This is a genomic window from Alcanivorax sp. DP30 (genome assembly GCF_009882945.1).
Classification (GTDB): domain Bacteria; phylum Pseudomonadota; class Gammaproteobacteria; order Pseudomonadales; family Alcanivoracaceae; genus Alcanivorax.
In genome coordinates, this window is sequence record NZ_WTUY01000003.1 from 48609 (window position 1) to 75090 (window position 26482).

Below are 26482 nucleotides of genomic sequence, written 5' to 3' on the forward strand. Positions count from 1 at the left end.
ACCATGATCTTTACTCAAGAACACGAAGAACTTCGCCGTACCGTCCGCAATTTTGTGGAGAAGAAACTGAACCCCCATGTCCGTGAGTGGGAGGACGCCGGGCGTTTTCCGATTCATGAGGTGTTCAAGAAGATGGGCGATCTGGGCCTGCTGGGGGTAACCAAACCCACCGATTTCGGCGGTATGGGGCTGGATTACTCCTACGGTCTGGTAATGAGTGAAGAGATGGGCCGCGTGCACTGTGGTGGCGTGCCGCTGGCGGTGGGGGTACAGACCGATATGGCCACTCCGGCCCTGGCCCGTTTCGGCAGCGATGAATTACGTCGTGATTTCCTCGCCCCTGCCATCGCCGGTGACATGGTGGCATCCATTGCCGTATCCGAACCCCATGCCGGTTCCGACGTGGCCAACACCAAGACCACCGCCAAAAAGGACGGCGATGACTATGTGATCAACGGCACCAAGATGTGGATCACCAACTCGCCCAGTGCCGACTTTTTCTGTCTGCTGGCCTGTACTTCCGATGACAAGCCCCACGTCAACAAGTCCCTGATCGTGGTTCCCAGGGATGCCGCAGGCATCACTGTGGACAAGCCCCTCAACAAGCTGGGCATGCGTTCCAGCGAAACCGCCCAGGTGTTCTTCGACAACGTACGTGTCCCCCAGCGCAACCTGATCGGTCAGGAAGGCATGGGCTTCATGATGCAGATGATGCAGTTCCAGGAAGAGCGCCTGTTCGCTGCCGCCAACAGCCTGATGGGCATGCAGCACGTCATCGACGAAACCATTGCCTATGCCAAGGATCGAGACGTTTTCGGCATGCCACTGATCGACAACCAGAGCGTGCACTTCCGTCTGGCGGAACTGCAAACAGAAGTAGAAGCCCTGCGCGCCCTCACCTATCGCGCCTGCGAAATGTACGTGGGTGGCAAGGACGTCCTGCAGCTGGCCTCCATGGCCAAACTGAAAGTGGGCCGTCTCAGCCGTGAAGTGGCAGACAGCTGCCTGCAGTACTGGGGCGGCAATGGTTTCATGTGGGAAAACCCCGCCGGCCAGCTTTACCGGGACGGCCGCCTGGGCTCCATCGGTGGCGGCGCGGATGAAGTAATGCTGGGGATTATCTGCAAGACCATGGACATTCTGCCGGGCAAGAAGAAGTAAAGGAGCAAGCTACAAGCTTCAAGCTGCAAGGCGCGGGTTGGGCCTCTTTGAATTTGAGCGCTCTACCCGAGCTTAGACCATGAAGCGCGGACAAGGCGGACATCGACAAAAAGCGGCCTTGTTCGCGTTGAAACTTGCGACTTGAAACTTGCTCTTAAGTAATAGCGCCTCAATCGGCGTTCCTGCGGCGGCTCTGTAGAGAGGATTTATGACTTTACCCACAACCGAAACGCTGAACCTGAACCAGGACGGCCCGGTTCTGCATATCACCCTGAACCGTCCACAAAGCCGTAACGCCATGAGCCTGACCATGGTGAATGAGCTCATGGCCGTGTTCGAGGCGGTGAAGGATGACACGGCGGTGCGGGCCATTGTGCTGCGCGGTGCCGGTGGCCACTTCTGTGCCGGCGGCGACATCAAGGATATGGCCGGCGCCCGTCAGAAGGCCGCTGAGGGTAACAGCGATGCGTATGTCTCCCTGAACCGTCGCTTCGGCGAGATGATTACGGCTGCCAATCAGCAGCCACAGGTGATCATTACGGTGCTGGAAGGCGCCGTACTTGGCGGTGGTTTCGGTTTGGCCTGTATTTCCGATGTGGCCATTGCGCACACAGACGCCACCTTCGGACTGCCGGAAACCGGGCTGGGGGTGATTCCGGCACAGATCGCCCCCTTTGTGGTGGAGCGGATTGGCCTGACTCAAGCCCGCCGCCTTGCGCTTACCGGCATTCGATTCAAGGGAGAGGAAGCCCTTCGTCTCGGCATTGTCCATGAAGTGGCCGCCGATGACGCAGGGTTGCTCGCATCGCTGGAAAACACCCTCAGGGCAGTTCGCCGGTGCGCCCCCAATGCCAACCGGGTGACCAAGGCACTGGTATTAAAAGTGGGACACGAACCCATGAATACCCTGCTCGACCAGGCGGCCCTGGACTTTGCCGCTGCCGTGAATGGCAATGAAGGCCAGGAGGGCACCATGGCGTTCGTACAAAAACGCCCTGCGTCCTGGAACAACTAAAAGATTGATTTACCACAGAGGACACAGAGTTCACTGAGTAAAACCATAAGCAGACAAAAACGCCGAGGGATGACGAGAATGTGGACTCTTGCAGCCCAACCGAACCGTTTTTTTTTGCTCTGTGAACTCTGTGCCCTCTGTGGTGAAAAAGCATCACGACCACCGGGCCCAAACACCGGTAAGGGAACATTATGAGTTTTGAAAAAATCCTGATTGCCAACCGCGGGGAAATTGCCTGCCGGGTTATTGCGACAGCACAGTCCCTGGGCTATCGGACGGTGGCGGTCTATTCCAAGCCGGATGCCGGTGCCCGCCATGTACAAATGGCTGACGAGGCGATCTGCATTGGCCCAGCTCTGGCCAGTGCCTCCTACCTCAACGTAGATGCCCTGCTGGATGCCTGCCAACAAACCGGTGCCGATGCAGTACACCCCGGATACGGCTTTCTCTCCGAGAATGCCGGCTTCGCCAAAGCCTGTAAGGAATCCGGCATCACCTTTATTGGCCCGGACGAGGACGCCATTCACCTGATGGGCTCCAAGCGGCTCTCAAAGATCGCCATGATTGAAGCCGGGGTGCCCTGCATTCCTGGCTATGAAGGCGAAGACCAGAGCGACAAAGCCTTGCTGAAGGAAGCAGAACGGATTGGTCTGCCATTGATGATCAAGGCCAGCGCCGGTGGGGGTGGCCGGGGCATGCGCGTGGTAACGGATGCCAGTGAGATCGCCGCCCAGCTGAAAAGTGCGCGTCAGGAAGCCGCCAGTGCCTTTGGCAGTGATGAGCTGATTCTGGAACGGGCCGTGATGCAGCCCCGCCATGTGGAAATCCAGGTATTTGGCGATCGCCATGGCAACGTAATCCATCTGGGTGAGCGCGACTGCTCAGTGCAGCGCCGTCATCAGAAAGTGGTGGAGGAAGCCCCCTCCCCGGCGGTAGATGCCTCTCTGCGGCAGCAGATGGGCGAAGCCGCCGTCAACGCGGCCAAAGCCTGCAACTACGTTGGCGCAGGCACCGTGGAATTTTTGCTGGCTCCCAGTGGCGAGTTCTACTTTCTGGAAATGAACACCCGCCTGCAGGTGGAACACCCTGTCACCGAGCTGGTCACCGGCCTGGATCTGGTGGCCTGGCAGATTCGCGTCGCCCGTGGCGAGGCTCTGCCGCTCACCCAGCAGCAGGTCAGCCTCACCGGCCACGCCATGGAAGTGCGCCTGTACGCGGAAGATCCGGCACAGAACTACATGCCGCAAACCGGCCCGGTGCTGCAGTGGCAACCCGCCACCGGCGAGGGGGTGCGCATTGACCACGGCCTGGTACCCGGTCAGCAGATCGGCAGCCACTATGACCCCATGCTGGCAAAGATCATTGCCTGGGGTGAAACCCGTGACGATGCTCGCCGGCGGCTTATCCGCGCGGTGGAAGACACCCGCCTGATGGGCGTAAAGGACAACCGTCAGTATCTGGCAGCCATCCTGCGCCACCCGGTATTTGCAGAGGGCCAGGCCACCACGGCCTTTATTGGCGACGATTTCGCCACCGACACCAGTCTCTCAGAAACCCGTGTGCCGGATAGCCTGTGGGCGCTGGCCGCCATCCTGCTCAGTCGCCAGCACAGCACCCACCCCCACCTGGCGGGCTGGCATTCCAGCTCCGTGGGCCAGCAACCCCTGCAACTGGGCTGCCAGGGTGAGACAACCACGGCGTCGCTCAGTTATCACCCGGATTGCACCGAGGTCACCCTGGGCGAAAACACATTGACGCTGGTGGAATCCGGACCGGACCGTATCAGCGTGGACGGGATTAGCCGTCATTATGCTGCCATCCACCATGACAACCAGCTGTGGCTGGAATTCATGGGACAAACCGCCTGTTTCGAGGACCTGACCCATGCGGCCGTTGGCAGCGCCGAGCAAGCCGGTTCCGGTCAGATCCGCGCGCCCATGGATGGCGCCATTGTCGAAGTGCTGGTGCAGGCAGGCGAGACCGTCAGCAAGGGCCAGGTACTGGTTAGCCTGGAAGCCATGAAGATGGAGCACAGTCTCAAGGCGGACTGTGACGGGGTGGTGGAATCCCTGTCGCTCAAAGCCGGGGACCAGGTTAAACGCCAACAGCTACTGATTAACCTGACACCCACAGACAGTGCCCGGGACAATGCACAATAATGGCATCAATTTAAGACCGTGCATTTTGAGCCAAAACCGTTCCAGCCCCCGCGCCCCGCGGACTGGAACGAAGGTGGCAACTTGCCCTGCTCTGGTGCTGCGGTTAAGGTAAGCGCCCCGCTTGCCAAATTCCAGGGCCTGACCGAGATGTCAGGGGTTACAGTTATGCTCCGCCTCAGCCAGGGCATTGTTGTATCCCGGTGAACCTCTCCGGCCTTCCCAAGAACACACAAATTGGAGCACCCATGAGCAGCGCAGACATTATTACGTTGCCCCAGATTCTGTCCCGGGTTCCCGAACTGGTTTCCAATCTGCCGGCCATGATCAAAGGGTCGCGGATGGCCAAGATCACCGATACCAACAAGCCACTCGGGCTCGGTATCGCCATCGAGCGCGCCACCAGCATGAACCCCAACGGCGCCGCCGTGATCTACGAGGACACCGAGCTTACCTACAAGCAGTTCAATGCCTGGGCCAACCGTATCGCTGACTACTTGGCCTCCATCGGCCTGAAGAAAGGCGACACGGTCGCCGTGGACATCGAGAACCGTCCGGAACTACTGGCCACCGTGGTTGGCTGTGCAAAGCTCGGCGTCTGTGCGGCGCTGATCAACACCTCCCAGCGTGGCAAGGTGCTGATCCATTCCTTCAACCTGGTGGAGCCGAAAGCGGCCATCGTCGGCCAGGAGCTGGTGGAGGCCGTTGAAGAGGTGCGTGACCAGCTGGACCTGAAGGACAACTTCTTCTACTTTGCTGATCAGGACACCCTGGACAACCCCGGCGAAGCTCCGGCTGGCTACAAGAACCTGGCCACCGAGATCAAGGATTGCTCCAGCGAGAACCCGGCGTCCAGCAAGCAAACCTTCCTGCGAGACCCGCTGTTCTACATTTACACCTCCGGCACCACCGGCCTGCCAAAGGCGGTCGTGTTCAACCATGGCCGCTGGGAAAAGGCCTTTGGCGGCTTTGGTTTCTCCGCCGTGCGCCTGAACAAGCAGGACCGCATCTACACCACCCTGCCTTTCTACCACGCCACCGGCATGGTGATTTGCTGGGCATCCGTGATCGCGCCAGCCGGCACCCTGGTCATCTCCCGCAAGTTCTCCGCCAGCCGTTTCTGGGAAGACATCCGCCGCTACAACTGCACCGCTTTCGGTTATGTGGGTGAACTGTGTCGCTACCTGCACGAGCAACCGGAAAAGCCCAACGACAAGGACAACCAGATCCATACCATTGTCGGCAACGGCCTGCGCCCGAGTATCTGGAAAGGCTTCAAGGAACGTTTCGGCATTGATCGTGTGGTTGAACTGTACGCTTCCTCCGAAGGCAACGTGGCGTTCACCAACGTGTTCAACTTTGACAACACCGTGGGCTTTTCACCGGTGAGCTACGCCATCGTCAAATACGACAAGGAACGTGATGAGCCGGTCCGCAACAGCAACGGCAACATGATCAAGGTGGGCAAGGGCGAATCCGGCCTGATGCTCGGCGAGATTACCGACAAGACCCCGTTCGACGGCTACACCGACCCGGAAAAGACAGAAAAGTCCATCTTCCGTGATGTCTTCAAGAAAGGCGACGCCTGGTTCAACACGGGCGATATGATGCGCGACATCGGCTTCCGTCATGCTCAGTTTGTGGATCGCCTGGGGGATACTTTCCGCTGGAAAGGCGAGAACGTATCCACCACCGAGGTTGAGCAGATTCTGGATGGTTTTGATGGTATTCAGGAGTCTGTGGTGTACGGGGTAGAAATCCCTAACACCAACGGTCGAGCCGGCATGGCGCAGGTACGTCTGACCTGCAGCCACGACGAGTTCGATTTCCAGGGCCTGTGTGATTACATGAAGCAGGAGCTGCCCCCGTACGCGATTCCTGTATTCCTGCGTATCAATGAGCAGGAGATGGAAACCACCGGGACCTTCAAACACCAGAAAAACAAGCTCAAGGAGCAGAAGTACGATCTGGCCCAGCAGGACAACCCTGTGTATGCCCTGCTGCCCGGCGAGTCCTGCTACAAGCAGCTGAGTGAAGAAACCCAGAAAGGCATTGATGGCGGTGAATATCGTTTCTAGGAAACGCCGCAACCATCACGCCTGACGCTTCATACGCAGGCAAATAAAAAGGCCGCCCTGGTTACAGGGCGGCCTTTTTTGTGCCCGCCAGGCGGGAGTAGCACGCTGTACGAAGCAAAATCGCAAGGCGTACCACAGCGTTCACAGAAACAAGGAATCGAGCCCCCCTGCGGCTCTGGGTGCCCCGGGATACAAGGCTTTGGTTTCAGGCGACATTCGCCTGCAAGCAAGCTCCTACAGGCAAAGACGAGGTTCGTGTGCAACCCGGCTCTCACAGGGAGGTAACCCCGGTTATTTTTCTCAGGGGTGCAGCCGCAGAGCGGCCCAATAAAAAAAGCCCGCCATAAAGGCGGGCAGCTGTCACTTGCGTCGAGGAAATACTGGCCGGGACACCTCGTAACAAGGTACCCGGCCTTATTATTTTAGAACTTGTGTTCCATGCCGATACCGAAGATGGTCTCTTCAGTGTCAGCCACGTCGAACTCAAGCTGGGTACCGTAAGCGTAGACTTTGCTGGCTTTAGCCAGTTTGTAGTCGGCGCCCAGGCTCAGCTGAGTCACTTCTTCTTCAGACACGTCGCCTTCGGTCATGCCGTACTGGGCTTTCAGCTTCACGCGATCAATCTTGAAGGCGGCACTGGCCACTACGGAATCTTCTTCACCATCACCTTCGGTCTCTTCAGCCATCTGGTAGAGCAGACCCAGTTCCAGGTTGCCCGGCTTGAAGCCTACGGCGGCGCGGGTGATGTCCAGAGTCACGCTGGTACCGGTTTCATCGGATACCAGTTCATCTTCCATGTCGGCATCGTGAGAGATGGCACCGAAGAACATGTCCTTTTCAGCCACCAGAGATACAGAGATGGTGTCGGTCAGGCCGTTTTCGTTCTCGCCATCGCCATCGAAATCATCGCTGTCTTCGTTGGGGATGAACGCTGCGTTCAGGGTCAGCATGTCAGCCAGCTTGGGAGTGCTGTACTGAATGATGTTGGAAGCACGGTTTTCACCCGCCAGGATGTTCTTGATATCACCACCGATATCGTTGAACTGGTCGATTTTACCCTGGGCTTTCTTGGTGGGAGTGTCGAATTTACCCGCTTTCAGGGTACCGAAACCGCCTTCCAGGCCACCGTAGATGTTACGCTGGGTGATGGTCTGGCCACCCTTGTCGCCGTCATCAACGTTGATTTCGAATTCAGCCTGGTAGATGGCTTTCAGGCCAGCCACGTCCAGATCGAAATCACCTTTAACACCCAGACGGGAAGCGTTGCTGTTCAGCTCCCACTTGTCTTCGTTCTTCGGCGCTGCCGGCTCCGGATCGACCTTGGCGTTTTCCAGGGAAATGTTAACTTTACCGTAAACGGTCGGACCATCAGCCAGGGCCAGACCAGGCATGGCTACGGCAGCCCCCACAGCGATCGCAAGCAAATTCTTCTTCATTCCAACACTCCTTCAATCAGGCAATATGTAATCAGCAGGGGTCAATCAGGCTGACGCCCTGTCTTTTAAGCATCGCTTCTGCTTGGGAGGGCAGTATGGGGAGAGGTAATGACGGAAAAGTTGCTCTTATGTGAAGTTTTTATTTCACGGGAACGCGGGGCAGCTTCGACAGGTCATCGTGCATTTTTTTTCGCTGCCTGCCAGGCCAGCTCAAGGGTCTCCGGGTCCAGTGAATCCAGGGGCTCTGGATGGTCCCGTTCCATGGCACGGAATCGTTTCTCAAATTTGGCGGAGGCTTTTCTTAAGGCCTGTTCGGGGTCGATTTTCAGGTGGCGGGAAAGGTTCACCAGGGTAAATATGACATCACCAAGCTCATCTTCGATGGCTTCCTTGTGACCGTTCTGCAGCGCTTCATCCAGTTCCGCCAGCTCCAGATTCACCTGTTCACGCACCGGCGCAACCTCCGGCCAATCGAACCCCACTTTGGCGGCCTTCTTCTGGATCTTTGCGGCTCGCTGCAAGGCAGGCATGCCCGCTGGGACACCATCCAGCGCACTGTCATGGTCCCTGCCCTTTGACGCCCGCTCCTGCTGCTTGATCTGCTCCCAGTTGGCTTTCACCGCCTGCTCGTCCGCAGCAGGGTCATCCCCAAACACATGGGGGTGGCGCCGAACCATCTTGTCGCACAGCACCTGCACCACATCATTGAAATCAAACAGACCCTGCTCGCGAGCTATCTGAGAGTGGAACACTACCTGCAACAGCAAATCACCCAGTTCTTCCTTCAGCTCCGGGTAATCCCGCTGGGCGATCGCCTCTGCCACCTCGAAGGCTTCCTCAATGGTATAGGGGGCGATGGAATCAAAGTCCTGTTTAATATCCCAGGGGCAACCGGACTCCGGGTCACGAAGTTGGGCCATGATCTCAAGAAGCCGGGTTATGGGAGTGGTAGGCATGCTTTCCCCTGCTGATAGCGGCCGAACGTGCGAATTACGCAGGACCGGAATGAATAATTAATAGCGAAGGACAAAACCCAACGTGCGAGATTGCCCTTCGGGTTCCGTTATTAACTATTCATTATTAATTATTAACTGCTACTTCTTGTAGCGCCGCACTTCAAGCACACCCTTGAGCTGGTCCATCTTGGCCAGCACCTTGCCCAGGTTACCCAGGGAGGCGATTTCCAGGGTGAGGAGCATGGTGGCGGTGTTGTCGTCCTGGTGGGACTGGGTGTGCACCGCAGTGACATTCACCTTCTCGTTGGCCAGAACCGCAATCACGTCCTTGAGCAGCCCCTGGCGATCCCAGGCGCGCAGGAAGATGTCCACCGGGTAGGTAATCCGGTCTGCCTCCCCCCAGCTCACCTCAATCACCCGGTTGGGATCATCACTCTGCATGGCCAGCAGCTTTTCACAGTCCGCCCGGTGTACGGTGACTCCCCGCCCCTGAGTAATGAACCCCATGACTTGATCGCCCGGCACCGGCTGGCAACAGCCCGCCATATGGGTGAGCAAATTACCTACGCCCTGGATGGTCACATCACCACTCTGGGTGGCCTTGGGGCGGGAGGGCACAAAGTCCAGCTCCTGCTGGCTGTCATCAGGCTGGAGGGACTGCACCTGATTGACCACATGGCCGGGACGCAGATCTCCGGCCCCGAGGGCCGCCAGCACATCGTCCCCGCTCTTCAGGTTCAGATGCGGCGCCAGTTCATTCAGGTCCACCTTTTCCAGAGCCAGGCGGGACATCTCCTTCTCGAGAATCGCCCGGCCCTGGGTAATGTGTACGTCACGATCCTGCTTTTTGAACCATTGCTGAATACGGGCACGGGCAGAGGAGGTCGCCACATAGCCCAGGGACGGGGTCAGCCAGTCGCGGCTTGGCCCCCCTTCCTTTGTCGTAAGAATGGAGACCTGCTCACCGGTATTCAGAGTGTAATTGAGCGGCACAATATGGCCGTTAACCTTGGCCCCACGGCAGCGATGACCCACTTCGGTATGAATGTGATAAGCAAAGTCCACCGGGGTGGCACCGGACTCCAGATCCACCACGTGGCCTTCCGGGGTAAATACATAAACCCGATCGCTGGCCATGCCATGGCGCAACTCATCCACCATGGTATCCGGGCTGTCATCGCCCAGCTCTTCGTGCCACTCGAGCACCTGCCGCAGCCACGCAATACGCTGCTCATAATCGCTGACGCCGCCCTTGCCTTTCTTGGCGCCTTCCTTGTAGCGCCAGTGGGCACACACGCCCAGCTCCGCCTCTTCGTGCATATCAAAGGTACGGATCTGCACTTCCAGCATCTTGCGTTCCGGGCCGACTACCGCGGTATGCAGGCTCTGGTAACCGTTGCCCTTGGGGCTGGCAATATAGTCGTCGAATTCCTTGGGAACATGCTTCCACAGGGAGTGGACGATACCCAGGGCGGCATAGCAGTCACGCACTTCCGGCACCAGAATACGCACAGCGCGAACATCGTAGACCTCACCAAAATCCAGATGCTTTTTCTGCATCTTCCGCCAGATGCTGTAGATGTGCTTGGCGCGGCCGTGCACTTCGGCCCCGTGGATACCGCTTTCTTCCAGATACCCCCGTAGCTGCTCAAGCACATCCTGAATGTACTCTTCGCGGTCCAGCCGCTTTTCATCCAGCAACTTGGCGATTTTCTTGTAGGCACCGGGTTGCAGGTAGCGGAAAGACAAATCCTCAAGTTCCCACTTGAGCTGGCCAACCCCCAGTCGGTGCGCCAGCGGGGCATAGATATCGAAGATTTCCTGAGCCACCTTGCGCTGCCGATCCGGCTCAGCCTCTTTTACGGCCCGGATAATGACCGTCCGTTCAGCCAGCTTCACCAACGCCACGCGGACATCGTCCACCATGGCCACCAGCATTTTTCGCATGTTATCGAGCTGGCCATCCTGCTGACCCAGCACCGCCTTGCGGGTGGGATTCAGCGACGTACTGATGGCCGCCATGCGCAGCACGCCTTCGATCAGGCGAGCCAGATCCGGGCCGAACTCCTTTTCCACTTCCAGCAGGGACATTTGCCCTTCGCGCACTGCCCGGTAAAGCACCGCCGAGGGCAGCACATCGGTATCCGCGCCCAGATCCACCAGTACCTCGGCCATTTCCAGGCCGATGTCCAGACAGCCCTTGCCATAGGGCCAGTGGCGCCCTGCCGCCTCTCCAGCCTGCTGGCATTGTTCCGCCCGCTCACAGGCGAGTTCCAGCTGCTCCCGGTTTCGCAGGGGCGCGCGGGATTCCAACTGGGCCAGCCAGTCACGCCAGTGACTTGCCGCCCCTTCAGGCTGACGACGAACAGTTACCATTAAAGCCTCTCCGAGGCGCAGGATGCTGGGAGCCGAACACAGAACGCTGAGGGTCACTCCGCGTCAGGGGTCCGGTATCAGGCGTCCGGCGCTTATTATTTCTTTTCAAACAACGCGATGGACTCCACATGGGTGGTATGCGGAAACATGTCCATCACGCCCGCCGCCTTGAGACGGTATCCCAGGGCGGTGAGTTCCCCAGCGTCCCTCGCCAACGTTGCCGGGTTGCAGGAAACATACACAATCTTTTTTGCACCAAACCGGGGCATCAATTTAATCATCTCCAACGCACCGGTGCGGGGTGGATCAATCAGAATACGATCATACGCCTTTGACGCCCACGCCTGCCCTGCAATGTCCTGGCTCAGATCCCAGGCATGAAAGTCCAGATTATTCAGGCCGTTACGGGCGGCGTTTTCATAGCCTCGCTTGACCATGGCCTGACTGACCTCCACGCCTACCACTTTAGCAGCCCGCTTTGCGGCAGGAATGGTGAAGTTACCCAGCCCACAGAACAGATCCAACACGGTGTGCTCCGGCGCTATATCCAGCAAATCCAGTGCCAACGGCACCATCTTGCGGTTGATCTCGCCGTTCACCTGGGTGAAATCCGTGGGATGGAAGGCCAGCTCCACATCCGCCGAGGGATGGCGGTAGTAAAGCCGCTCTTCGTGCTCTGCGCCGGTGAGCGCCGGCCAGATACGATGCACCGTACTTTCATTGCCCGGTTGCAGATACAGATGCCAGCCAAGGGGCTGACAGAACGCCAGTAGCGCCTGTTGATCATCTTCCGGCAACGGATCCAGATGACGAATGATCAATGCCACGATCTCATCGCCAGCCGCCAGCTCAATCTGCGGAATGCGAGAGCGGCTTTGCAGGCTGTGCATGAGGGCACGCAATTCATCAAGGCGATGCCCCACCTGCGGCACCAGAACCTCACAGCCATGCAGCTGGGCGATGAAGCTGTTGCGCTTTTCCCGGAAGCCCACCAGGGTTTCATCCTTGGCTTCCACATACTTCACACCCATGCGCGCCTTGCTGCGGTAGCCAGTCACCGGGCCGGTCAACGGCGCCAGCCATTCCTTGGGCTCGAGACCACCAAAGTGCTGCAATTGCTCGCGCAGCACCGCTTCCTTGCGGGCAATCTGTACCTCCGGGCTCATGTGCTGCAGGCTACAGCCGCCACACAAATTGCTGTGTTCACAGGGCGGCGTCACCCGATCCGGTGAAGCCTTGACGATTTCTACCGCCTTGCCTTCATCGAACTTCTTGCGCATATAGGTGAACTTGAACATCACCTCTTCACCGGGCAGGGCGTTGTCGATAAAGGTAGTTTTGCCATCCCGACGGGCAATGCCCCGGCCATCGTGACTCAGGGATTCAATGCTGGCGGGTTCCGGGGTTTCCGGAAGAGGCTTGCGTTTACGTGCCATGAAATTCTCAACGTTGATGGCAGAGATTGGCTGACGCCAACTTCCGCACTACGGTTCATATACGGGTGGAGCGTATGGGCAGGGTGGAAATTGGCGTCAGTCAATCTCCGCCGGGGTTCACCCCTGCCAGCTATCAAGGAAAGACTGGAAATGCGGCAGGCCTTCTTCGGCAAGGTAGTCTTTCAACAGGCTCAACTCTTGCTCATAGCCGACTGGATCCAGATCCCCTCGCATGAGCAGGAAGCGCACATAGACCAACCAAGTATTAAGCACATCGGTTTCGCAGTAATCACGAATCCCCTTGATGTCACCGTCCTGGAAGGCATCAAATACCTTGGCGCCGCTCATACCCATCTTGCCGGGGAACCCCAGCAGGGTAGCGATCTGATCCAGCGGCGCATTGGCGCGGCCATTGTACATGGCCAGCACATCCATCAGGTCCAGATGACGCTGATGATAACGACTGAGGTAGTTGTTCCACTTGAAGCTGGAGTCTTCATTGCCGCTTTCCCAGTAACGGCGGGCCTGCACACCATGCCTGAGCGCGCGGTAATGGAGCACCGGCAGGTCGAAGCCACCGCCGTTCCAGCTCACCAGGTTCGGAGTGAACCGTTCGATGCCGTCATAAAAGCGCTCAATCAGCTCCTTCTCGGTGCTGTCTTCATCCCCCAGGGACCAGACCTTGATGCCCTGTGCAGAGCGCAGTACCACGGAAATCGCCACGATGCGGTGCAGGTGCAATCGCAAAAATTCGGTGCCGTTTTCCTGGCGGCGCAGGTTGAACAAGGCGCTTGCGGTGTCCTTGTCGCTGAGCCCATCCAGATCGTAAATCTTGCGGCCGCCCTCCAGGTCCGGAATGGTCTCAATATCGAATACCAGTACGTTCATGCCTGCTCCTCACTTGCCTGAAAGACGCCGGTGGAAAGATAGCGATCACCGCGATCGCAGATGATGGCGACAATCACCGCATTCTCCAGCTGTTCGCTGAGGCGTAGCGCCCCCGCCACAGCACCGCCGGACGATACACCGCAGCAGATGCCCTCTTCGCGGGCCAGCCGGCGCATGGTCTGTTCCGCCAGTGCCTGATCCATATCCATGACCAGGTCTACACGACGGTCGTCATAGATGGAGGGCAGGTATTCCTTCGGCCAGCGACGGATACCGGGAATCGCCGAACCTTCCGTGGGCTGCAGACCCACAATCTGGATGTCCGGATTCTGTTCCTTGAGGTACATGCTGCACCCCATGATGGTACCGGTGGTCCCCATGGAACTGACGAAGTGAGTAACCCCGCCCTCCGTATCACGCCAGATTTCCGGGCCGGTACTTTCGTAATGGGCCAGCGGATTATCCGGGTTGGCAAACTGATCAAGCACCCGCCCTTCCCCACGGGCCTGCATGGCCTGGGCCAGATCCCGCGCCCCTTCCATACCCTCTTCCTTGCTCACGGAAATCAGCTCGGCGCCATAAGCGGCCATGGCATCACGGCGCTCCTGACTCTGGTTGGCCGGCATGATCAGCTTCATCCGGTAACCACGCATGGCAGCTGCCATGGCCAGGGCAATACCGGTATTGCCGCTGGTGGCTTCGATCAAGGTGTCGCCGGGCCGGATCTCGCCACGGGCTTCTGCCTTGAGGATCATGTTCAGGGCCGGGCGATCCTTCACGGACCCTGCCGGATTATTCCCTTCCAGCTTCACCAGAATGGTATTGGTGGTCTCGCCCGGCATCCGCTGCAGGCGTACCAGGGGCGTGTTGCCCACAGTCTGTTCGATGGTTTTCAGATTCATGGCGCGAATTGTACCTAATTCCGTGGGCCTTGGCGGCACCTGTGAAAATGGCTTTGCTGTACCGGTTGCCGGCACCATGGCAGCGCCGGCATTCTCGGGCATAATGGACGCAAACAACCGCGAGTCATAACAACCGTCACCCGGGGATTCATGGCAAAACAAAGTCTGCACTCACGCCTGATGATCATGGCAGTCATGCCCGCCATGCTGGCTGCATTGCTGGTGGGCGGCTATGCGCTGATCAGTCACCTGGTCAACGTGCAGGACAGCAATGTCCGCCGACAGCAACTGATCGCTGACAGTTTTGCCGCCCAGCTGGAAAGCATGCCCCTGAATGACTCCGCGGGTCAGCGGGCACTATTACGTTCCCTGTTGGAGGAAGAGGATGTGCGGGCGGCCAACCTGACGTTCTACGATGGTCGCCCTCCCCAACATGCCGGCCCCCGACTGATTCCGCCCCCCAAAGGACTCACCCCAATAGATGGACGCCTGGATACCGGCCGGAGCTGGCAACTGCAGCGTGAGATTAACCCGGGCAACCCGGCCACCGTGACCATCGAATTTACCCGCCAGGGGCAATACGTGGCCATACTGGAAAGCGTGGTTACGCTTATTCTGATCATGTTGGGTGTCGTCCTGGTGGCGATGGTTCCAGCCCTGCGCTTTGCCCGCCAGCTGACCCAGCCCATTAACGAGATGGTATCGGCGGTGCATCGCATCCGTGACGGTGACCTGTCCATGAGTATCGATACCCGGGCCCGCGGCGAGTTGTCCGAGCTGGAAGTCGCCCTGCGTCAGATGGTGTCGGCCCTGGATGATGCCCAGACCGAACTGCAACAGAACGTGGATCAAGCCACCCAGGATCTGCGTGAAACCCTGGAAACCATCGAGATCCAGAACATCGAACTGGACATGGCTCGCAAGGAAGCCCTCAAGGCCAGCCAGATCAAGTCAGAATTCCTGGCCAACATGAGCCATGAAATCCGTACCCCGCTCAACGGTATTCTCGGTTTCACCAAGCTGCTTGAGCGTTCTGACATGACCCCCCGTCAGCAGGATTACCTGAGCACCATCCACAAGAGTGCCGACTCCCTGCTGGCGATCATCAACGACATCCTCGACTTCTCGAAGATCGAGGCGGGCAAGCTTTCCCTGGAGCACAGCCCCCTTAACCTGCATGACCTGATTGAAGATGTGCAAACCATGCTCGCTCCCATGGCCCAGGAGCGAGGACTTGAACAGGCAGCCATCATCTATTCTGATGTCCCGCTGAACCTTCTCGGTGATTCACAGCGCATCCGCCAGGTGCTCACCAACCTGATCAGTAACGCCATCAAGTTCACGGACACCGGGTCGGTGGTCGTGCGGGCCATGCTGGAAGAAAACCGCGGCGCAGAGGCGGTCATCAAGATGACCGTCACCGACACTGGCAATGGTGTCAGCGCGGAGCAGCAAAAGTCCTTGTTCAACGCCTTCACCCAGGCTGACCAGAGCGCCCGCCGCCAGGAAGGCGGTACCGGGCTGGGGCTGGCCATCAGCAAGCGGCTCGTGGAGGGCATGGGCGGTGAGATCGGCATTGAAAGCAGTGAAGGAAATGGCGCTACCTTCTGGTTTACCCTGCGGGCAGAGCGGGATCCCAAACAACGCCCTGCCATGTTCACCGAAGAACTCAGACACAAGACCGTAACGCTGGTAGAAACGGATGAATACGGTCGCCTGGGCCTGTACCACATGCTCAGCCACTGGCAGATGGAAATCCGCGAATATCACAGCCTCAAGCACCTCATGGACGCCGCCGACCAGGGTGAACTGGTAAAGACCGATTTTCTGGTGGTGGGTACACCCAATCTGAACACCAACCCGGATCTGCAGCAGCAGGTGGAAGATCTTGCCGCCCTGGGCAACCCCATGCTGCTGCTCAGCAACAACCCGGAAACCGTCTCTCGCTGGCTCGAGGATTTGCCCCATTGCCAGGTGCAGGGCAAACCCGCTACCCGGCAACGACTGCTTAACGCCCTGCTCGCCCTGAGCGGCGAAGAGGACGTGGACAGTCTCGCCATTCACCCCACCCTGGAACTGGAGCATCCCGTTTCGGTGATGGTGGTGGATGATCACCCCGGCAACCTGAAACTGGCGCGGGTCTTCCTGGAGGAACTGGGCGTGGATGTCACCGCCTGCGACAGCGGTGCCAGTGCCCTGGAAGCCTTCGCGGCAGAAGACTTTGATCTGGTATTCATGGATATCCAGATGCCCGGCATGGATGGCAAGACCACCACCGCCCAAATGCGGGCACAGGAAAGTGGTAGCAAGCACACCCCGATCGTGGCCCTCACAGCCCACGCTCTGGAAAACGAACGCCGGGATCTGCTCGACAGTGGGCTGGATGACTACCTGAGCAAACCCATCAGCGAGAAGCAGCTTCGCCACACCCTGGAGAAGTGGGTACTCAGAACCACCCGCGACGATCTGATCCAGAAGCCAGAAGAGCCCGATGCCAGCAATCTGGAGGTCTTTGATGCCGCGCTGGCCCGACGCCGTGCCGGCGGCCGGGAAGCCCTCGCCAATGAAATGCTGACCATGCTGCTGGACAGCCTGAGTCATGATCGGCCGGCCATTTCTGCCGCCTTTGATGGTGGCGATGACGACGCCCTGCTGGAAAAAGTGCACAAGCTCCACGGCGCCACCCGCTATTGCGGCACACCCCGGCTGGAACACGCGGCAAAAGCACTTGAGGAAGCGCTGAAAACCGGCGTCCCACGCGACAAGCTGGGGCCGCTGGTCATCACCCTCTGCGATGAAATCTGCGCGCTGGAGCATTACTGCCAGGCATCGGAAGTCACCGAATGAATACCGAAGCCGTGGTCTGGCAGAGAAACCTCGATTAAACTCGCCCACCATGCGCGACAATACCCGTGATTACCTCAACCTGTTTCTTGACGACATCCCCTTATTGGATGTCCGCGCCCCTGTGGAATTCAGCAAGGGCGCTTTCCCCAATGCCACCAACCTGGCCCTGATCAACGATGACGAACGGCATCAGATAGGTATCTGTTACAAGCAACACGGCCAACAAGCCGCTATCGATCTGGGCAATACACTGGTCTGTGGGGAAGAACGGGAGCGCCGCATGCTGGCCTGGCGCGAATGGTGGCAAACCCACCCCCAGGGCTACCTTTACTGCTTCCGTGGCGGCCTGCGCAGCCAGACCACCCAGGCCTGGTTACGGGAAGCAGGAATTGACGCACCGCTGATCACCGGTGGCTACAAGGCCATGCGCAACTTCCTGCTGGAAGAAATGGAAAAATGCATAGCCGCCCTGCCCTTCGAGATCCTTTGCGGTCGCACCGGTTGTGCCAAAACCCGGGTGATCGAAGCCCAGCCCAATGCCCTGGACCTGGAAGGCCTGGCCCACCATCGCGGCTCCGCCTTCGGCCGCCGCCCGGGCGGACAGCCCAGCCAGATCGATTTTGAGAATGCCCTGGCGATTGCACTCATCAAGATGCGCGCCAGTGATTATCCGACCGTGCTGCTGGAAGATGAAAGCAAGCTTATCGGGCGCTGCCACCTGCCCTTCTCCCTGCAGGACAGGATCAAGTCCCGCCCCCGCATCATCATCAACGAATCTCTGGAATCCCGGGTGCAAGTGACGCTGGAAGACTATGTGGCAGGACCACTGGAAGAATACCGCCAGCATTTCGGTGACCAGCAAGCCCTGAAGTATCTGGGAGATGAATTGCTTGCGGCCATGGACCGCATCAAGAAGCGCCTCGGTGGATTGCGCTATCAACAGCTGCGCCAACAACTGGAAGAAGCGCTGGCCGTGCAGGCCATCAACGGGGAAACAGAACTGCACCGTGAATGGATTCACGCGCTGCTGGCAGACTATTACGACCCCATGTACGACTACATGCTCGCCAAGCGAGAAGGAAACATTCTCTTCGAAGGAAGCCGGGACGAAGTCTCGACATTCCTGAATCAACGCCGGGGCTGAAGCCTTCCCGCCCACTCCTATCCTTTTCCAGCTCCAATAACCAGAGCTGTAGCGACTGGCGGTTGCCTACAGCGCAGACCCATCAGTCACACTGGTCAATGTGACTATCCCCTTCGCCGTCATAATCGAGTGCATTCGATATAACAACAGAGGCAACACCCATGGCTAAAGATGCAGTTGGTTATGCGCTCACCGCGCTGAACCGCCTCGCCAGTTCCGAAGTGCTGGACAAGATGGGCATGCGCAAGAGCGTCGAGCGCCTGGCCTACACCCTCACCAAGAGCGGCTTCCAGGTCATCACTACCACCGCGCGTACCTTCAAGTCCGACAAACCGGGCAGCAAACCGGCACGTCTCAATGCCCCCGGTCACACCCGTGATCTGTTCGATCTGGGCATTACTGACGAACAGCAAATGATTCGTGAAAGCATGCAAGCCTTTGCTCGCGAAGTGCTGCGTGAGCAGGCAGAGCACGCTGACGCTGAACAAAAGACCGGCGATGAGGTACTGGCCCAGGCGCAGGAACTGGGGCTGAACTTCTTTGCAGTACCGGAATCACTGGGCGGTGCCGCCAGTGAACGCTCCACCGTGACCACCATGCTAATCGCCGAAGATCTGGCACACGGTGATATGGGACAGGCTGTCGCCATCCTTGCACCCATGAGTGTGGCCAACGCACTCACCCAATGGGGCACCGCCCTGCAGCAGGACAAGTACCTGAGCGCCTTTGCGGAAGAGAACCCGCCCAAGGCCACCATTGCCGTGAGCGAACCGCGCCCGCTGTTCGATCCCATGGCCCTGCAGACTACCGCCCGCCAGGACGGCAACGAGTATGTGCTCAACGGGGAGAAATCCCTGGTGCCTCTGGCCGGAGAAGCCGAACTGTTTCTGGTTGCCGCCCAGACTGACGAAGGCCCCGCCGTATTCATCATCGAGGGTGGCACGGAAGGCCTGACAGTGGGCGAGGATCCTTCAATGGGGATCCGTGCCAGTGCCCAGCGCCCGCTGAAACTGGACAACGTGCGCGTGTCTGCCGAGAACCGCCTGGGTAATGGTGACTTCGATTACCGCGCCTTTGTGGATCTGGGCACCCTCGCCTGGTGTGCTCTGGCCATCGGTACCTGTCAGTCCGTGCTCGATTACGTGGGCCCGTACTGCAATGAACGCACCGCTTTCGGCGAGCCCATCAGCCACCGCCAGGCCGTGGCGTTCATGATTGCCGACATGGCCATCGAGCTGGATGCCATGCGCATGCTCACCTACCGCGCTGTGTGTCGTGCGGAACAAGGCAAATCCTTCCAGCGTGAAGCCCACCTGGCCCGCACCCTGGTAAAAGACAAGGCCATGAAGATCGGCACCGACGGCGTTCAGCTGCTCGGCGGCCACGGCTTCACCCATGAATACCCGGTCGAGCGCTGGTACCGGGATCTGCGTGCCATTGCCGTCGCCTTCGGCGGCCTGCACCTGTAAGGAGGGTCAATAACATGAATATCGAGATTCCCAAGAAGTTCAAACCCCTGATCAACAACGCCTATCAGGTGGCTCAAAGCACCCTCCGCCCGCTGTCACGCAAGTACGACCGTGGCGAGCACGAGTACCCCAAAGAGCTGGATATGCTTGCCTCGGTACTGGATGGCTTCAATGAGGGCGACCCGGCCAACTCCGCCGGCGCCGCCACCACTGGCAGCGGCAAGGTACAGGACGACGGCAGCGTCAAGAACGGTTCGAATATGGGCGTGTGCCTCGGCGCCATGGAAATGTGCTACGGCGATACCGGGTTCCTGCTTGCCATGCCTCGTCAGGGCCTGGGCAATGCAGCCATCGCCGCCGTGGCCAACGACGAGCAGCTGGAACGCTTCAAGGGCAAGTGGGCCGCCATGGCTATCACTGAACCCAGCTGTGGTTCCGACTCCGCAGCCATTCGCACCACGGCCAAGAAAGACGGCGATCACTACGTTCTCAATGGAGAGAAAATCTATGTGACGTCTGGTCAACGCGCCGACTGCGTGGTGGTTTGGGCCAGCCTGGATCCCAAACTGGGACGCGCCGCCATCAAGTCCTTTGTAGTGGACTGGGGCACCCCCGGCATGGAGCTGGCGCGCCTGGAGAAAAAGCTGGGTATCCGTGCCTCCGACACCGCGGCCATCAACTTCAATGATTGCCGGGTACCGGCGGAAAACCTGTTGGGTAGCCCGGAGATTGACACCAAGAAAGGCTTTGCCGGTGTCATGGAAACCTTTGATAACACCCGGCCACTGGTCGCCGCAATGGCTATCGGATGCGCCAAAGCCTCACTGGAGCGTATCAAGGAACTACTGAAAGACCATATTCAGTATGACTACAGCAAGCCGGTAGACAACTGTTCCGCCATTGAAGCCGAAATCTACAAGATGGAAGCAGACTGGGAAGCCGCCTACTGGCTGGCAGTGAAGGCCGCCTGGATGGCAGACAACAAGAAAGCCAACACCCTGGAAGCCTCCATCTCCAAGGCCAAAGCCGGCCGGGTGGGGAACGCCATCACCCTGCGCTGTGTGGAACTGGCTGGCACGCTGGGCTACACCGAGGATGAACTGCTGGAGAAGTGGGCTCGCGACTCGAAGATTCTCGATATCTTCGAAGGCACCCAACAAATTCAGCAGCTGGTGATTGCCCGCCGGGTACTGGGTTTGAGCTCAAAAGAACTGAAGTAACATCTGGCAAACCGGATGCGCTGCCCCGACAGGGGCAGCGTCACCCGACCACCCGACGCCCTATCCCCGCCGCGTAAACCCACACAGCTCTATCGCCACAGAAACCCTGCAAAAAGCACCAGAAACCCACCCACCTCGGCAACAATCAACAGCACCATGAACAGCACCATACTGGCGCCCGGCACGTGGACGCTGCCCAGTTTATGGGGAGACTGCAGCTGGTTGCGAGTATCCTGCATGTAGCCATGGAGGATGTAACTGCCCACCGCCAGGCCAAAAAACACCACGCTGGCCAGCACAGCCACCGTATTTACCGCATTGCTCCAGACACTGAGCGCGGCAAACCGCTCCAGCACCAGACAGGCAAAGGCGTACATCAGGCTGGCTCGGTGAGCCACGTCCACATAATAGTGCGCGCGGGACTTTTCACTTTGCGCGATCTGCCAGTATTTCCAGATCCCGGTTAACAACCCGGTCAGGAAAAACAGGCCACAGGCCCACAGGGCCAACTCTGCTGCGTTCATCATGCGCTCTCCAAATCAAAGAATGCGGCCAGCTGCGCCTGCATGGCAGGCTCCGCATGACAGTAACGGCGGCGCCCAACCCGCTCCACCCGAATCAGGCCCGCCTCGGCCAGTTCGCGCACATGGTGAGAGACTGTGGGTGCACCAATATTGAGACGCTGCATAAAATCCCCAAATGCACAGCCTGCCGGCACCTGATTCAGGTCAGCCTTACCGTGTTCACGGCAGTGAGAGACAATCACCTGATAAATGCGTAAACGATTGGTGTTGGCAAGCGCCCGAAATGCGCCTGCCAGCTGCTCTGCCGCCTGTGTGTCCTTCTGTGCCAAAACAAAAACCCTTCGCAAAATGGTTTGACGAATATCAAACTAACCAATAGTTTGATCAACATCAAACTAAACATCCAGTCCAATATCGTACCGGGAGGCCATCGTGAGTTACGCCGACACCCTGAAACAGTCCCTTGCCCTGCCCTGCGGCGCCAGCATCCCCAATCGTTTCGGCAAATCCGCCATGAGCGAAGCTCTGGGCACCATCGACAATCACGTCACCCCAGCCCTTGAAACCCTATACGGCCGCTGGTCTGACGGTGGAACCGGCCTGTTGATTACCGGCAACATCATGATCGACCGAAACCACACCGGCGAACCCAACAATGTGGTGCTGGAAAACGAAAATGATATGCCCATGCTCAAACGTTGGGCCGAAGCCGGCAAACGCCAGGGCAACCAGATCTGGGTGCAGCTCAACCACCCGGGGAAACAGATTCCGCGTATGCTCGCCAGTGGCGACACCCTGTCTCCCTCCGCCGTGCCGTTTAACAAGGATCTCAAGAGTGCGTTCAAGACGCCCCGCGCCCTGACAGAAGAAGAGATTCGCGACATCATCAAGCGCTTCGCCACCAGTGCCACCATTGCCAAAAAAGCCGGCTTTACCGGGGTGCAGATCCACGGAGCCCACGGCTATCTGGTCAGCCAGTTCTTGTCCGGCCACCACAACCAGCGTGACGATCAGTGGGGCGGCTCACTGGAAAACCGAATGCGCTTCCCGCTGGAAGTCTATCGCGCCATCCGCAAGGCCGTGGGTGATGATTATCCGGTAAGCATCAAGCTGAATTCCGCTGACTTCCAGCGCGGCGGCTTCACCGAGGAAGAGTCCATGGCCGTGGCCCAGACCCTGGCCGAGGAAGGCCTGGATCTGTTGGAAATTTCCGGCGGTAACTATGAAAACCCGACCATGGCCGGCGCCAAGGGCGTGCGTGAAAGCACCGTAGCCCGTGAAGCGTATTTCCTGGATTACGCCAACACGATCCGTGAGCGCGTCTCCATCCCGCTGATGGTCACCGGCGGCTTCCGTTCCGCCAAGGCCATGGCAGAAGCCGTGGAGAGCGGCGCCACCGACATCGTCGGTATCGCCCGGCCGCTGGCCGTAGAGCCGGACCTGCCCAAACGCATTCTCGCTGGCCAGGAAGGCGTGGTCAGCCGCGTCACTCCGCGCAAGACCGGCATCAAGATGATCGACGAAATGGCCATGATGGAAGTCTCATGGTTCTCCCGTCAGCTCCATCGCATGGGTAAGGGCCTGGACCCCAAACCGGACGAAAGCGTACTGCTTTCCCTGTTCAAGGTGATTGCCGGAATGGGCATGGGCAGTTTCCGCACCCGGCGGATGCGAGCTAACACCTGAAAGCAATTAATAGTTAATAATGAATAATTAATAATGAATAATTAATAACGAAACAAAAAAAGCCCCGCAATGCGGGGCTTTTTGTTAGTTCATCGCCGTTTTTCGGGAAAAGTCTGATTTAATCCTCCCTCCCCCCCTTTCCTTGGGAGCGTCGCTGGCGGCGCGACTCGAGACCAGAAACAAAAGCGTTTTCACCACAGAGAACACAGAGAAAACCGACTTCCCCAGTGATCTCTGTGTCCTCTGTGATAAATCTGCCTTTAATGACGTTGGCAATCGCGCCGCGAGCGACGCTCCTACGTGACGGTCTTTGATGTGAGCCATGCCCTTAAATTCGCGAGGAGCCTTTTTCATTTCCTTGTAGCTTGCGGCTTGAAGCTTGCAGCTGCCTGTTACAGCTTCGCCGCCACTTCTGCACCCTGACGAATCGCACGCTTGGCATCCAGCTCTGCGGCCAGGTCCGCGCCGCCGATCAGGTGGAAGTTATCCTTGCCTTCCTGGTACAACTCTTTCAGCGATTCCTGGCCCGCGCAAAGGATCACGTTGTCCACGTCCAGCACCCGGGTCTCCTCGCCAATCTTGATATGCAGACCGGCATCATCGATCTTTTCATAGCTGCAACCCGGCAGCATTTCCACATTGCGCGCTTTCAGCGTGGCACGATGCACCCAGCCGGAGGTCTTGCCCAGGTCCTTGCCAAGGGACGTGGTCTTGCGCTGCAGCAGGGTAATCTTGCGCACCGGTTCTTCCACATCCGGCTTCACCAGGCCTCCACGGGCATCGCTGTCCAGGTCCACACCCCATTCCTTCATCCACTCCGGCAATGGCTGCTCCCCGTCACGAGGTGACTCGGCCAGAAATTCGGAAACATCGAAACCAATACCACCTGCGCCGATCACGGCCACCTTCTGCCCAACCTCCGCGTTACCGCGCAGCACATCCACATAAGACAGCACCTTCGGATGATCCACGCCAGGAATTCCCGGTGTCCGTGGCGTCACACCGGTGGCCACCACGATTTCATCAAAGCCCTGCTTTTCCAGGTCTGCCACTTCAACGCGGGTATTCAATCGCAGAGTCACTCCGGTGTTTTCAATCCGCTTGCTGAAATAACGGATGGTGTTGTGGAACTCTTCCTTGCCGGGTATCACCTTGGCCATATTGAACTGACCACCGATTTCGCTGGCCTGATCAAACAGGGTCACATGGTGCCCACGCTCGGCGGCAACCGTCGCACAGGAAAGCCCCGCCGGGCCCGCACCCACCACAGCAACCTTCTTCGGTTTGGAGGTTTTCAGGTAAAGCAGTTCGGTTTCATGGCAGGCCCGGGGGTTCACCAGACAGGAGGCACGCTTGAGCTGGAAGGTATGATCCAGACATGCCTGATTACAGGCGATACAGGTATTGATCTCGTCGGCACGCCCTGCCGCTGCCTTGTTGACGAATTCAGAATCCGCCAGCAGCGGACGCGCCATGGAGACCGCATCGGCCTGACCATCAATGAGGATCTTTTCCGCCACATCCGGATCATTGATCCGGTTGGACGCCACCACCGGGATGGAGACATGCTCCTTCACCTGACGGGTTGCTTCCACAAAAGCGGCGCGGGGCACTGACGTGACGATGGTAGGTACCCGGGCTTCATGCCAACCGATACCGGAATTGAGCAGGCTGGCGCCGGCAGCTTCCAGCTCACGGGCCATGTCCAGCACCTCTTGCCGGGTGCAGCCATCCGGCACCAGATCAATCACTGACAGACGAAACATGATGATGAAATCATCCCCGCAACGTTTGCGGGCCTCGCGAACGATTTCCACCGGGAACCGGCGACGGTTTTCGGCACTGCCGCCATATTTGTCGGTGCGCTTGTTGGTGCAGGGGGCGGTGAACTGGTTAATCAGATAGCCCTCGGAACCCATGATTTCCACACCATCGTAGCCAGCCTTTTTGGCCAACCAGGCAGTGTGGGCAAAATCCTTGACCGTCTGCTCTACCTCTTTGGTCGACATGGCCTTGGGCTTGAACGGATTGATCGGGCTTTTGATCGCCGAGGCAGAACGGGAAAACGGATGGTAGCTGTAACGCCCCGCATGCAGAATCTGCAGAGCGATCTTGCCCCCTTCCTGATGCACCGCATCCGTTACCTTGCGATGATTACGCACATCCAGGCGACTGTTGAAAAGACCGGCAAACGGATAAAACCACCCCTTCTTGTTAGGGTTGAAACCGCCAGTCACGATGAGGCCAACACCACCCCGGGCACGTTCGGCAAAGTAAGCAGCCAGTTTGGGGAACTGCCAGAAACGATCTTCAAGGCCGGTGTGCATGGAACCCATGATCACCCTGTTCTTGAGCTGGGTATGTCCCAGATCCAGTGGGGAAAGCAGATTCGGGTAGTGCTTGGCTGTCATGGCGGCGTCTCCGGGGTTCACCATTGATGGCTGTTTTGTATCTGGACAGCGTCAAGTTAAGGGGTTATGTTGACGGTGTCAAGATAGCATCAGAGACACCACAGGCTTCCCGCATCAGGCAACACGCGAAAGGCCCGAAAAGACAGGACACGCATGACACAGAGCGCCCGATACCACCATGGAGACCTGCACGACACCCTGCTGCAGGAGGCCAATACCCTGCTCAATGAACAGGGCGTGGAGGGCCTGTCTTTGCGCAAGCTGGCGGAGCGGGCCGGTGTGTCCCGTACCGCGCCTTATCACCACTTCCGCGACAAGAATGCCCTGCTTTGCGCCCTGGCCACCCGCGCCTTCGCCCAACTGGACGCCCTTATTCAGCGTCAGCTGGACACTGCTGCAAGCGAGCCTGATATCCAGGCCTTTGTGATCGAATACCTGCGTTTTGCCACCGAAAACCCGGAACAATACGAGCTGATGTTCGGCCGCACATTGTGGAAAAGCGGTGAACCTACTGCAGAACTGAAGGCCATTGCCTATCGCAGTTTCCGCCACTACGCCGAAGGTCTCAGTGCCCTGCTGCAGGGGCGCCTGCCCGTTGGCACCGACCCTCTGCGTGTTGCCCAGGCAAGCTGGGCGACTATCCACGGCCTTTGCCGTCTCACCATTGATGGCATCTATGTGAACCAGGAAGACATGGAAGCCGTGAGCCAGCAGGCTGTCGCCCTGATCATGGCCGCATTGAAATAGTTACTACCCTGTTCCGCAGCACCTCCCTGA

The 26482-nt window shown here is 58.4% G+C and carries 19 protein-coding genes; 10 read left to right on the top strand and 9 right to left on the bottom strand.

The window, feature by feature from the left end:
* Window positions 1–3 precede the first annotated feature (3 nt).
* The 4 genes from GQF00_RS04695 (at window position 4) to GQF00_RS04710 (ending at window position 6410) form a co-directional block, all read left to right on the top strand.
* The gene (locus GQF00_RS04695) at window positions 4–1161 is read left to right on the top strand and encodes an acyl-CoA dehydrogenase family protein (RefSeq protein ID WP_161318015.1); all 1158 of its coding nucleotides are present in this window, start codon (window positions 4–6) and stop codon (window positions 1159–1161) included.
* Window positions 1162–1369: 208 nt separating this feature from the next.
* A complete protein-coding gene (locus GQF00_RS04700) occupies window positions 1370–2176 on the top strand; it encodes an enoyl-CoA hydratase/isomerase family protein (protein WP_161318016.1) in 807 nt (268 codons plus the stop codon).
* A gap of 191 nt (window positions 2177–2367) precedes the next feature.
* Window positions 2368–4335, top strand: coding sequence for an acetyl/propionyl/methylcrotonyl-CoA carboxylase subunit alpha (locus tag GQF00_RS04705; RefSeq protein ID WP_161318017.1), 1968 nt, complete (start codon window positions 2368–2370; stop codon window positions 4333–4335).
* Between the two features lie 245 nt (window positions 4336–4580).
* Entirely contained in the window at window positions 4581–6410 is a 1830-nt protein-coding gene (locus GQF00_RS04710; RefSeq protein WP_161318018.1) for a long-chain-acyl-CoA synthetase, read from the top strand.
* Between the two features lie 422 nt (window positions 6411–6832).
* On the opposite strand, the gene GQF00_RS04715 is transcribed toward GQF00_RS04710, so the two are convergent.
* The 6 genes from GQF00_RS04715 to cysM form a co-directional block, all read right to left on the bottom strand.
* A complete protein-coding gene (locus GQF00_RS04715; RefSeq protein WP_161318019.1) occupies window positions 6833–7846 on the bottom strand; it encodes a porin in 1014 nt (337 codons plus the stop codon).
* 173 nt (window positions 7847–8019) lie between these two features.
* On the bottom strand, window positions 8020–8802 hold the full coding sequence (gene mazG, locus GQF00_RS04720; RefSeq protein ID WP_161318020.1) for a nucleoside triphosphate pyrophosphohydrolase: 783 nt from the start codon (window positions 8800–8802) through the stop codon (window positions 8020–8022).
* Window positions 8803–8940: 138 nt separating this feature from the next.
* Window positions 8941–11178, bottom strand: coding sequence for a GTP diphosphokinase (gene relA, locus GQF00_RS04725; RefSeq protein WP_161318021.1), 2238 nt, complete (start codon window positions 11176–11178; stop codon window positions 8941–8943).
* Between the two features lie 95 nt (window positions 11179–11273).
* Window positions 11274–12614, bottom strand: a complete 1341-nt coding sequence (rlmD, locus tag GQF00_RS04730) for a 23S rRNA (uracil(1939)-C(5))-methyltransferase RlmD (RefSeq protein ID WP_161318022.1) — start codon at window positions 12612–12614, stop codon at window positions 11274–11276.
* Between the two features lie 117 nt (window positions 12615–12731).
* The gene (locus tag GQF00_RS04735) at window positions 12732–13502 is read right to left on the bottom strand and encodes a 3'-5' exonuclease (RefSeq protein ID WP_161318023.1); all 771 of its coding nucleotides are present in this window, start codon (window positions 13500–13502) and stop codon (window positions 12732–12734) included.
* Window positions 13499–14404: a cysteine synthase CysM gene (gene cysM / locus GQF00_RS04740; protein ID WP_161318325.1), complete on the bottom strand. Its 906-nt coding sequence runs from the start codon at window positions 14402–14404 to the stop codon at window positions 13499–13501. The genes GQF00_RS04735 and cysM overlap by 4 nt, the downstream gene beginning before the upstream one ends.
* Window positions 14405–14554: 150 nt before the next feature.
* Between cysM and GQF00_RS04745 the strand changes: the two genes are divergently transcribed.
* The 4 genes from GQF00_RS04745 to GQF00_RS04760 all read left to right on the top strand — a co-directional run bounded on the left by GQF00_RS04745 (window position 14555) and on the right by GQF00_RS04760 (window position 21084).
* Window positions 14555–17251, top strand: coding sequence for a response regulator (locus tag GQF00_RS04745; protein ID WP_161318024.1), 2697 nt, complete (start codon window positions 14555–14557; stop codon window positions 17249–17251).
* 49 nt (window positions 17252–17300) lie between these two features.
* The gene (gene mnmH, locus GQF00_RS04750) at window positions 17301–18395 is read left to right on the top strand and encodes a tRNA 2-selenouridine(34) synthase MnmH (RefSeq protein WP_161318025.1); all 1095 of its coding nucleotides are present in this window, start codon (window positions 17301–17303) and stop codon (window positions 18393–18395) included.
* A gap of 161 nt (window positions 18396–18556) precedes the next feature.
* Window positions 18557–19864, top strand: a complete 1308-nt coding sequence (locus GQF00_RS04755) for an acyl-CoA dehydrogenase family protein (RefSeq protein ID WP_161318026.1) — start codon at window positions 18557–18559, stop codon at window positions 19862–19864.
* A gap of 14 nt (window positions 19865–19878) precedes the next feature.
* Complete coding sequence (locus GQF00_RS04760) at window positions 19879–21084, top strand: acyl-CoA dehydrogenase family protein (RefSeq protein ID WP_161318027.1); 1206 nt, start codon at window positions 19879–19881, stop codon at window positions 21082–21084.
* Between the two features lie 89 nt (window positions 21085–21173).
* Here GQF00_RS04760 and GQF00_RS04765 read toward each other — a convergent pair whose 3' ends face one another.
* On the bottom strand, window positions 21174–21611 hold the full coding sequence (locus GQF00_RS04765; RefSeq protein WP_237440400.1) for a hypothetical protein: 438 nt from the start codon (window positions 21609–21611) through the stop codon (window positions 21174–21176).
* Entirely contained in the window at window positions 21608–21937 is a 330-nt protein-coding gene (locus GQF00_RS04770) for a helix-turn-helix transcriptional regulator (protein ID WP_237440401.1), read from the bottom strand. Before GQF00_RS04770 ends, GQF00_RS04765 begins: the two co-directional genes overlap by 4 nt.
* A 103-nt stretch (window positions 21938–22040) precedes the next feature.
* Here GQF00_RS04770 and GQF00_RS04775 point away from each other — a divergent pair, with 103 nt between their 5' ends.
* Window positions 22041–23294, top strand: a complete 1254-nt coding sequence (locus GQF00_RS04775) for an NADH:flavin oxidoreductase/NADH oxidase family protein (protein ID WP_161318028.1) — start codon at window positions 22041–22043, stop codon at window positions 23292–23294.
* Window positions 23295–23686: 392 nt separating this feature from the next.
* Here GQF00_RS04775 and GQF00_RS04780 read toward each other — a convergent pair whose 3' ends face one another.
* A complete protein-coding gene (locus GQF00_RS04780) occupies window positions 23687–25705 on the bottom strand; it encodes an NADPH-dependent 2,4-dienoyl-CoA reductase (protein WP_161318029.1) in 2019 nt (672 codons plus the stop codon).
* A gap of 153 nt (window positions 25706–25858) precedes the next feature.
* Between GQF00_RS04780 and GQF00_RS04785 the strand changes: the two genes are divergently transcribed.
* Window positions 25859–26452: a TetR/AcrR family transcriptional regulator gene (locus GQF00_RS04785; protein WP_161318030.1), complete on the top strand. Its 594-nt coding sequence runs from the start codon at window positions 25859–25861 to the stop codon at window positions 26450–26452.
* The last annotated feature ends 30 nt before the right edge of the window (window positions 26453–26482 follow it).

What these genes read in the sequence shown, in the direction of transcription:
- GQF00_RS04695 (WP_161318015.1), top strand. Translation starts at nt 4, where the DNA reads ATGATCTTTACTCAAGAACACGAAGAACTTCGCCGTACCGTCCGCAAT.
- GQF00_RS04700 (WP_161318016.1), top strand. Translation starts at nt 1,370, where the DNA reads ATGACTTTACCCACAACCGAAACGCTGAACCTGAACCAGGACGGCCCG.
- GQF00_RS04705 (WP_161318017.1), top strand. Translation starts at nt 2,368, where the DNA reads ATGAGTTTTGAAAAAATCCTGATTGCCAACCGCGGGGAAATTGCCTGC.
- GQF00_RS04710 (WP_161318018.1), top strand. Translation starts at nt 4,581, where the DNA reads ATGAGCAGCGCAGACATTATTACGTTGCCCCAGATTCTGTCCCGGGTT.
- GQF00_RS04715 (WP_161318019.1), bottom strand. Translation starts at nt 7,846, where the DNA reads ATGAAGAAGAATTTGCTTGCGATCGCTGTGGGGGCTGCCGTAGCCATG.
- mazG (WP_161318020.1), bottom strand. Translation starts at nt 8,802, where the DNA reads ATGCCTACCACTCCCATAACCCGGCTTCTTGAGATCATGGCCCAACTT.
- relA (WP_161318021.1), bottom strand. Translation starts at nt 11,178, where the DNA reads ATGGTAACTGTTCGTCGTCAGCCTGAAGGGGCGGCAAGTCACTGGCGT.
- rlmD (WP_161318022.1), bottom strand. Translation starts at nt 12,614, where the DNA reads ATGGCACGTAAACGCAAGCCTCTTCCGGAAACCCCGGAACCCGCCAGC.
- GQF00_RS04735 (WP_161318023.1), bottom strand. Translation starts at nt 13,502, where the DNA reads ATGAACGTACTGGTATTCGATATTGAGACCATTCCGGACCTGGAGGGC.
- cysM (WP_161318325.1), bottom strand. Translation starts at nt 14,404, where the DNA reads ATGAATCTGAAAACCATCGAACAGACTGTGGGCAACACGCCCCTGGTA.
- GQF00_RS04745 (WP_161318024.1), top strand. Translation starts at nt 14,555, where the DNA reads ATGGCAAAACAAAGTCTGCACTCACGCCTGATGATCATGGCAGTCATG.
- mnmH (WP_161318025.1), top strand. Translation starts at nt 17,301, where the DNA reads ATGCGCGACAATACCCGTGATTACCTCAACCTGTTTCTTGACGACATC.
- GQF00_RS04755 (WP_161318026.1), top strand. Translation starts at nt 18,557, where the DNA reads ATGGCTAAAGATGCAGTTGGTTATGCGCTCACCGCGCTGAACCGCCTC.
- GQF00_RS04760 (WP_161318027.1), top strand. Translation starts at nt 19,879, where the DNA reads ATGAATATCGAGATTCCCAAGAAGTTCAAACCCCTGATCAACAACGCC.
- GQF00_RS04765 (WP_237440400.1), bottom strand. Translation starts at nt 21,611, where the DNA reads ATGATGAACGCAGCAGAGTTGGCCCTGTGGGCCTGTGGCCTGTTTTTC.
- GQF00_RS04780 (WP_161318029.1), bottom strand. Translation starts at nt 25,705, where the DNA reads ATGACAGCCAAGCACTACCCGAATCTGCTTTCCCCACTGGATCTGGGA.
- GQF00_RS04785 (WP_161318030.1), top strand. Translation starts at nt 25,859, where the DNA reads ATGACACAGAGCGCCCGATACCACCATGGAGACCTGCACGACACCCTG.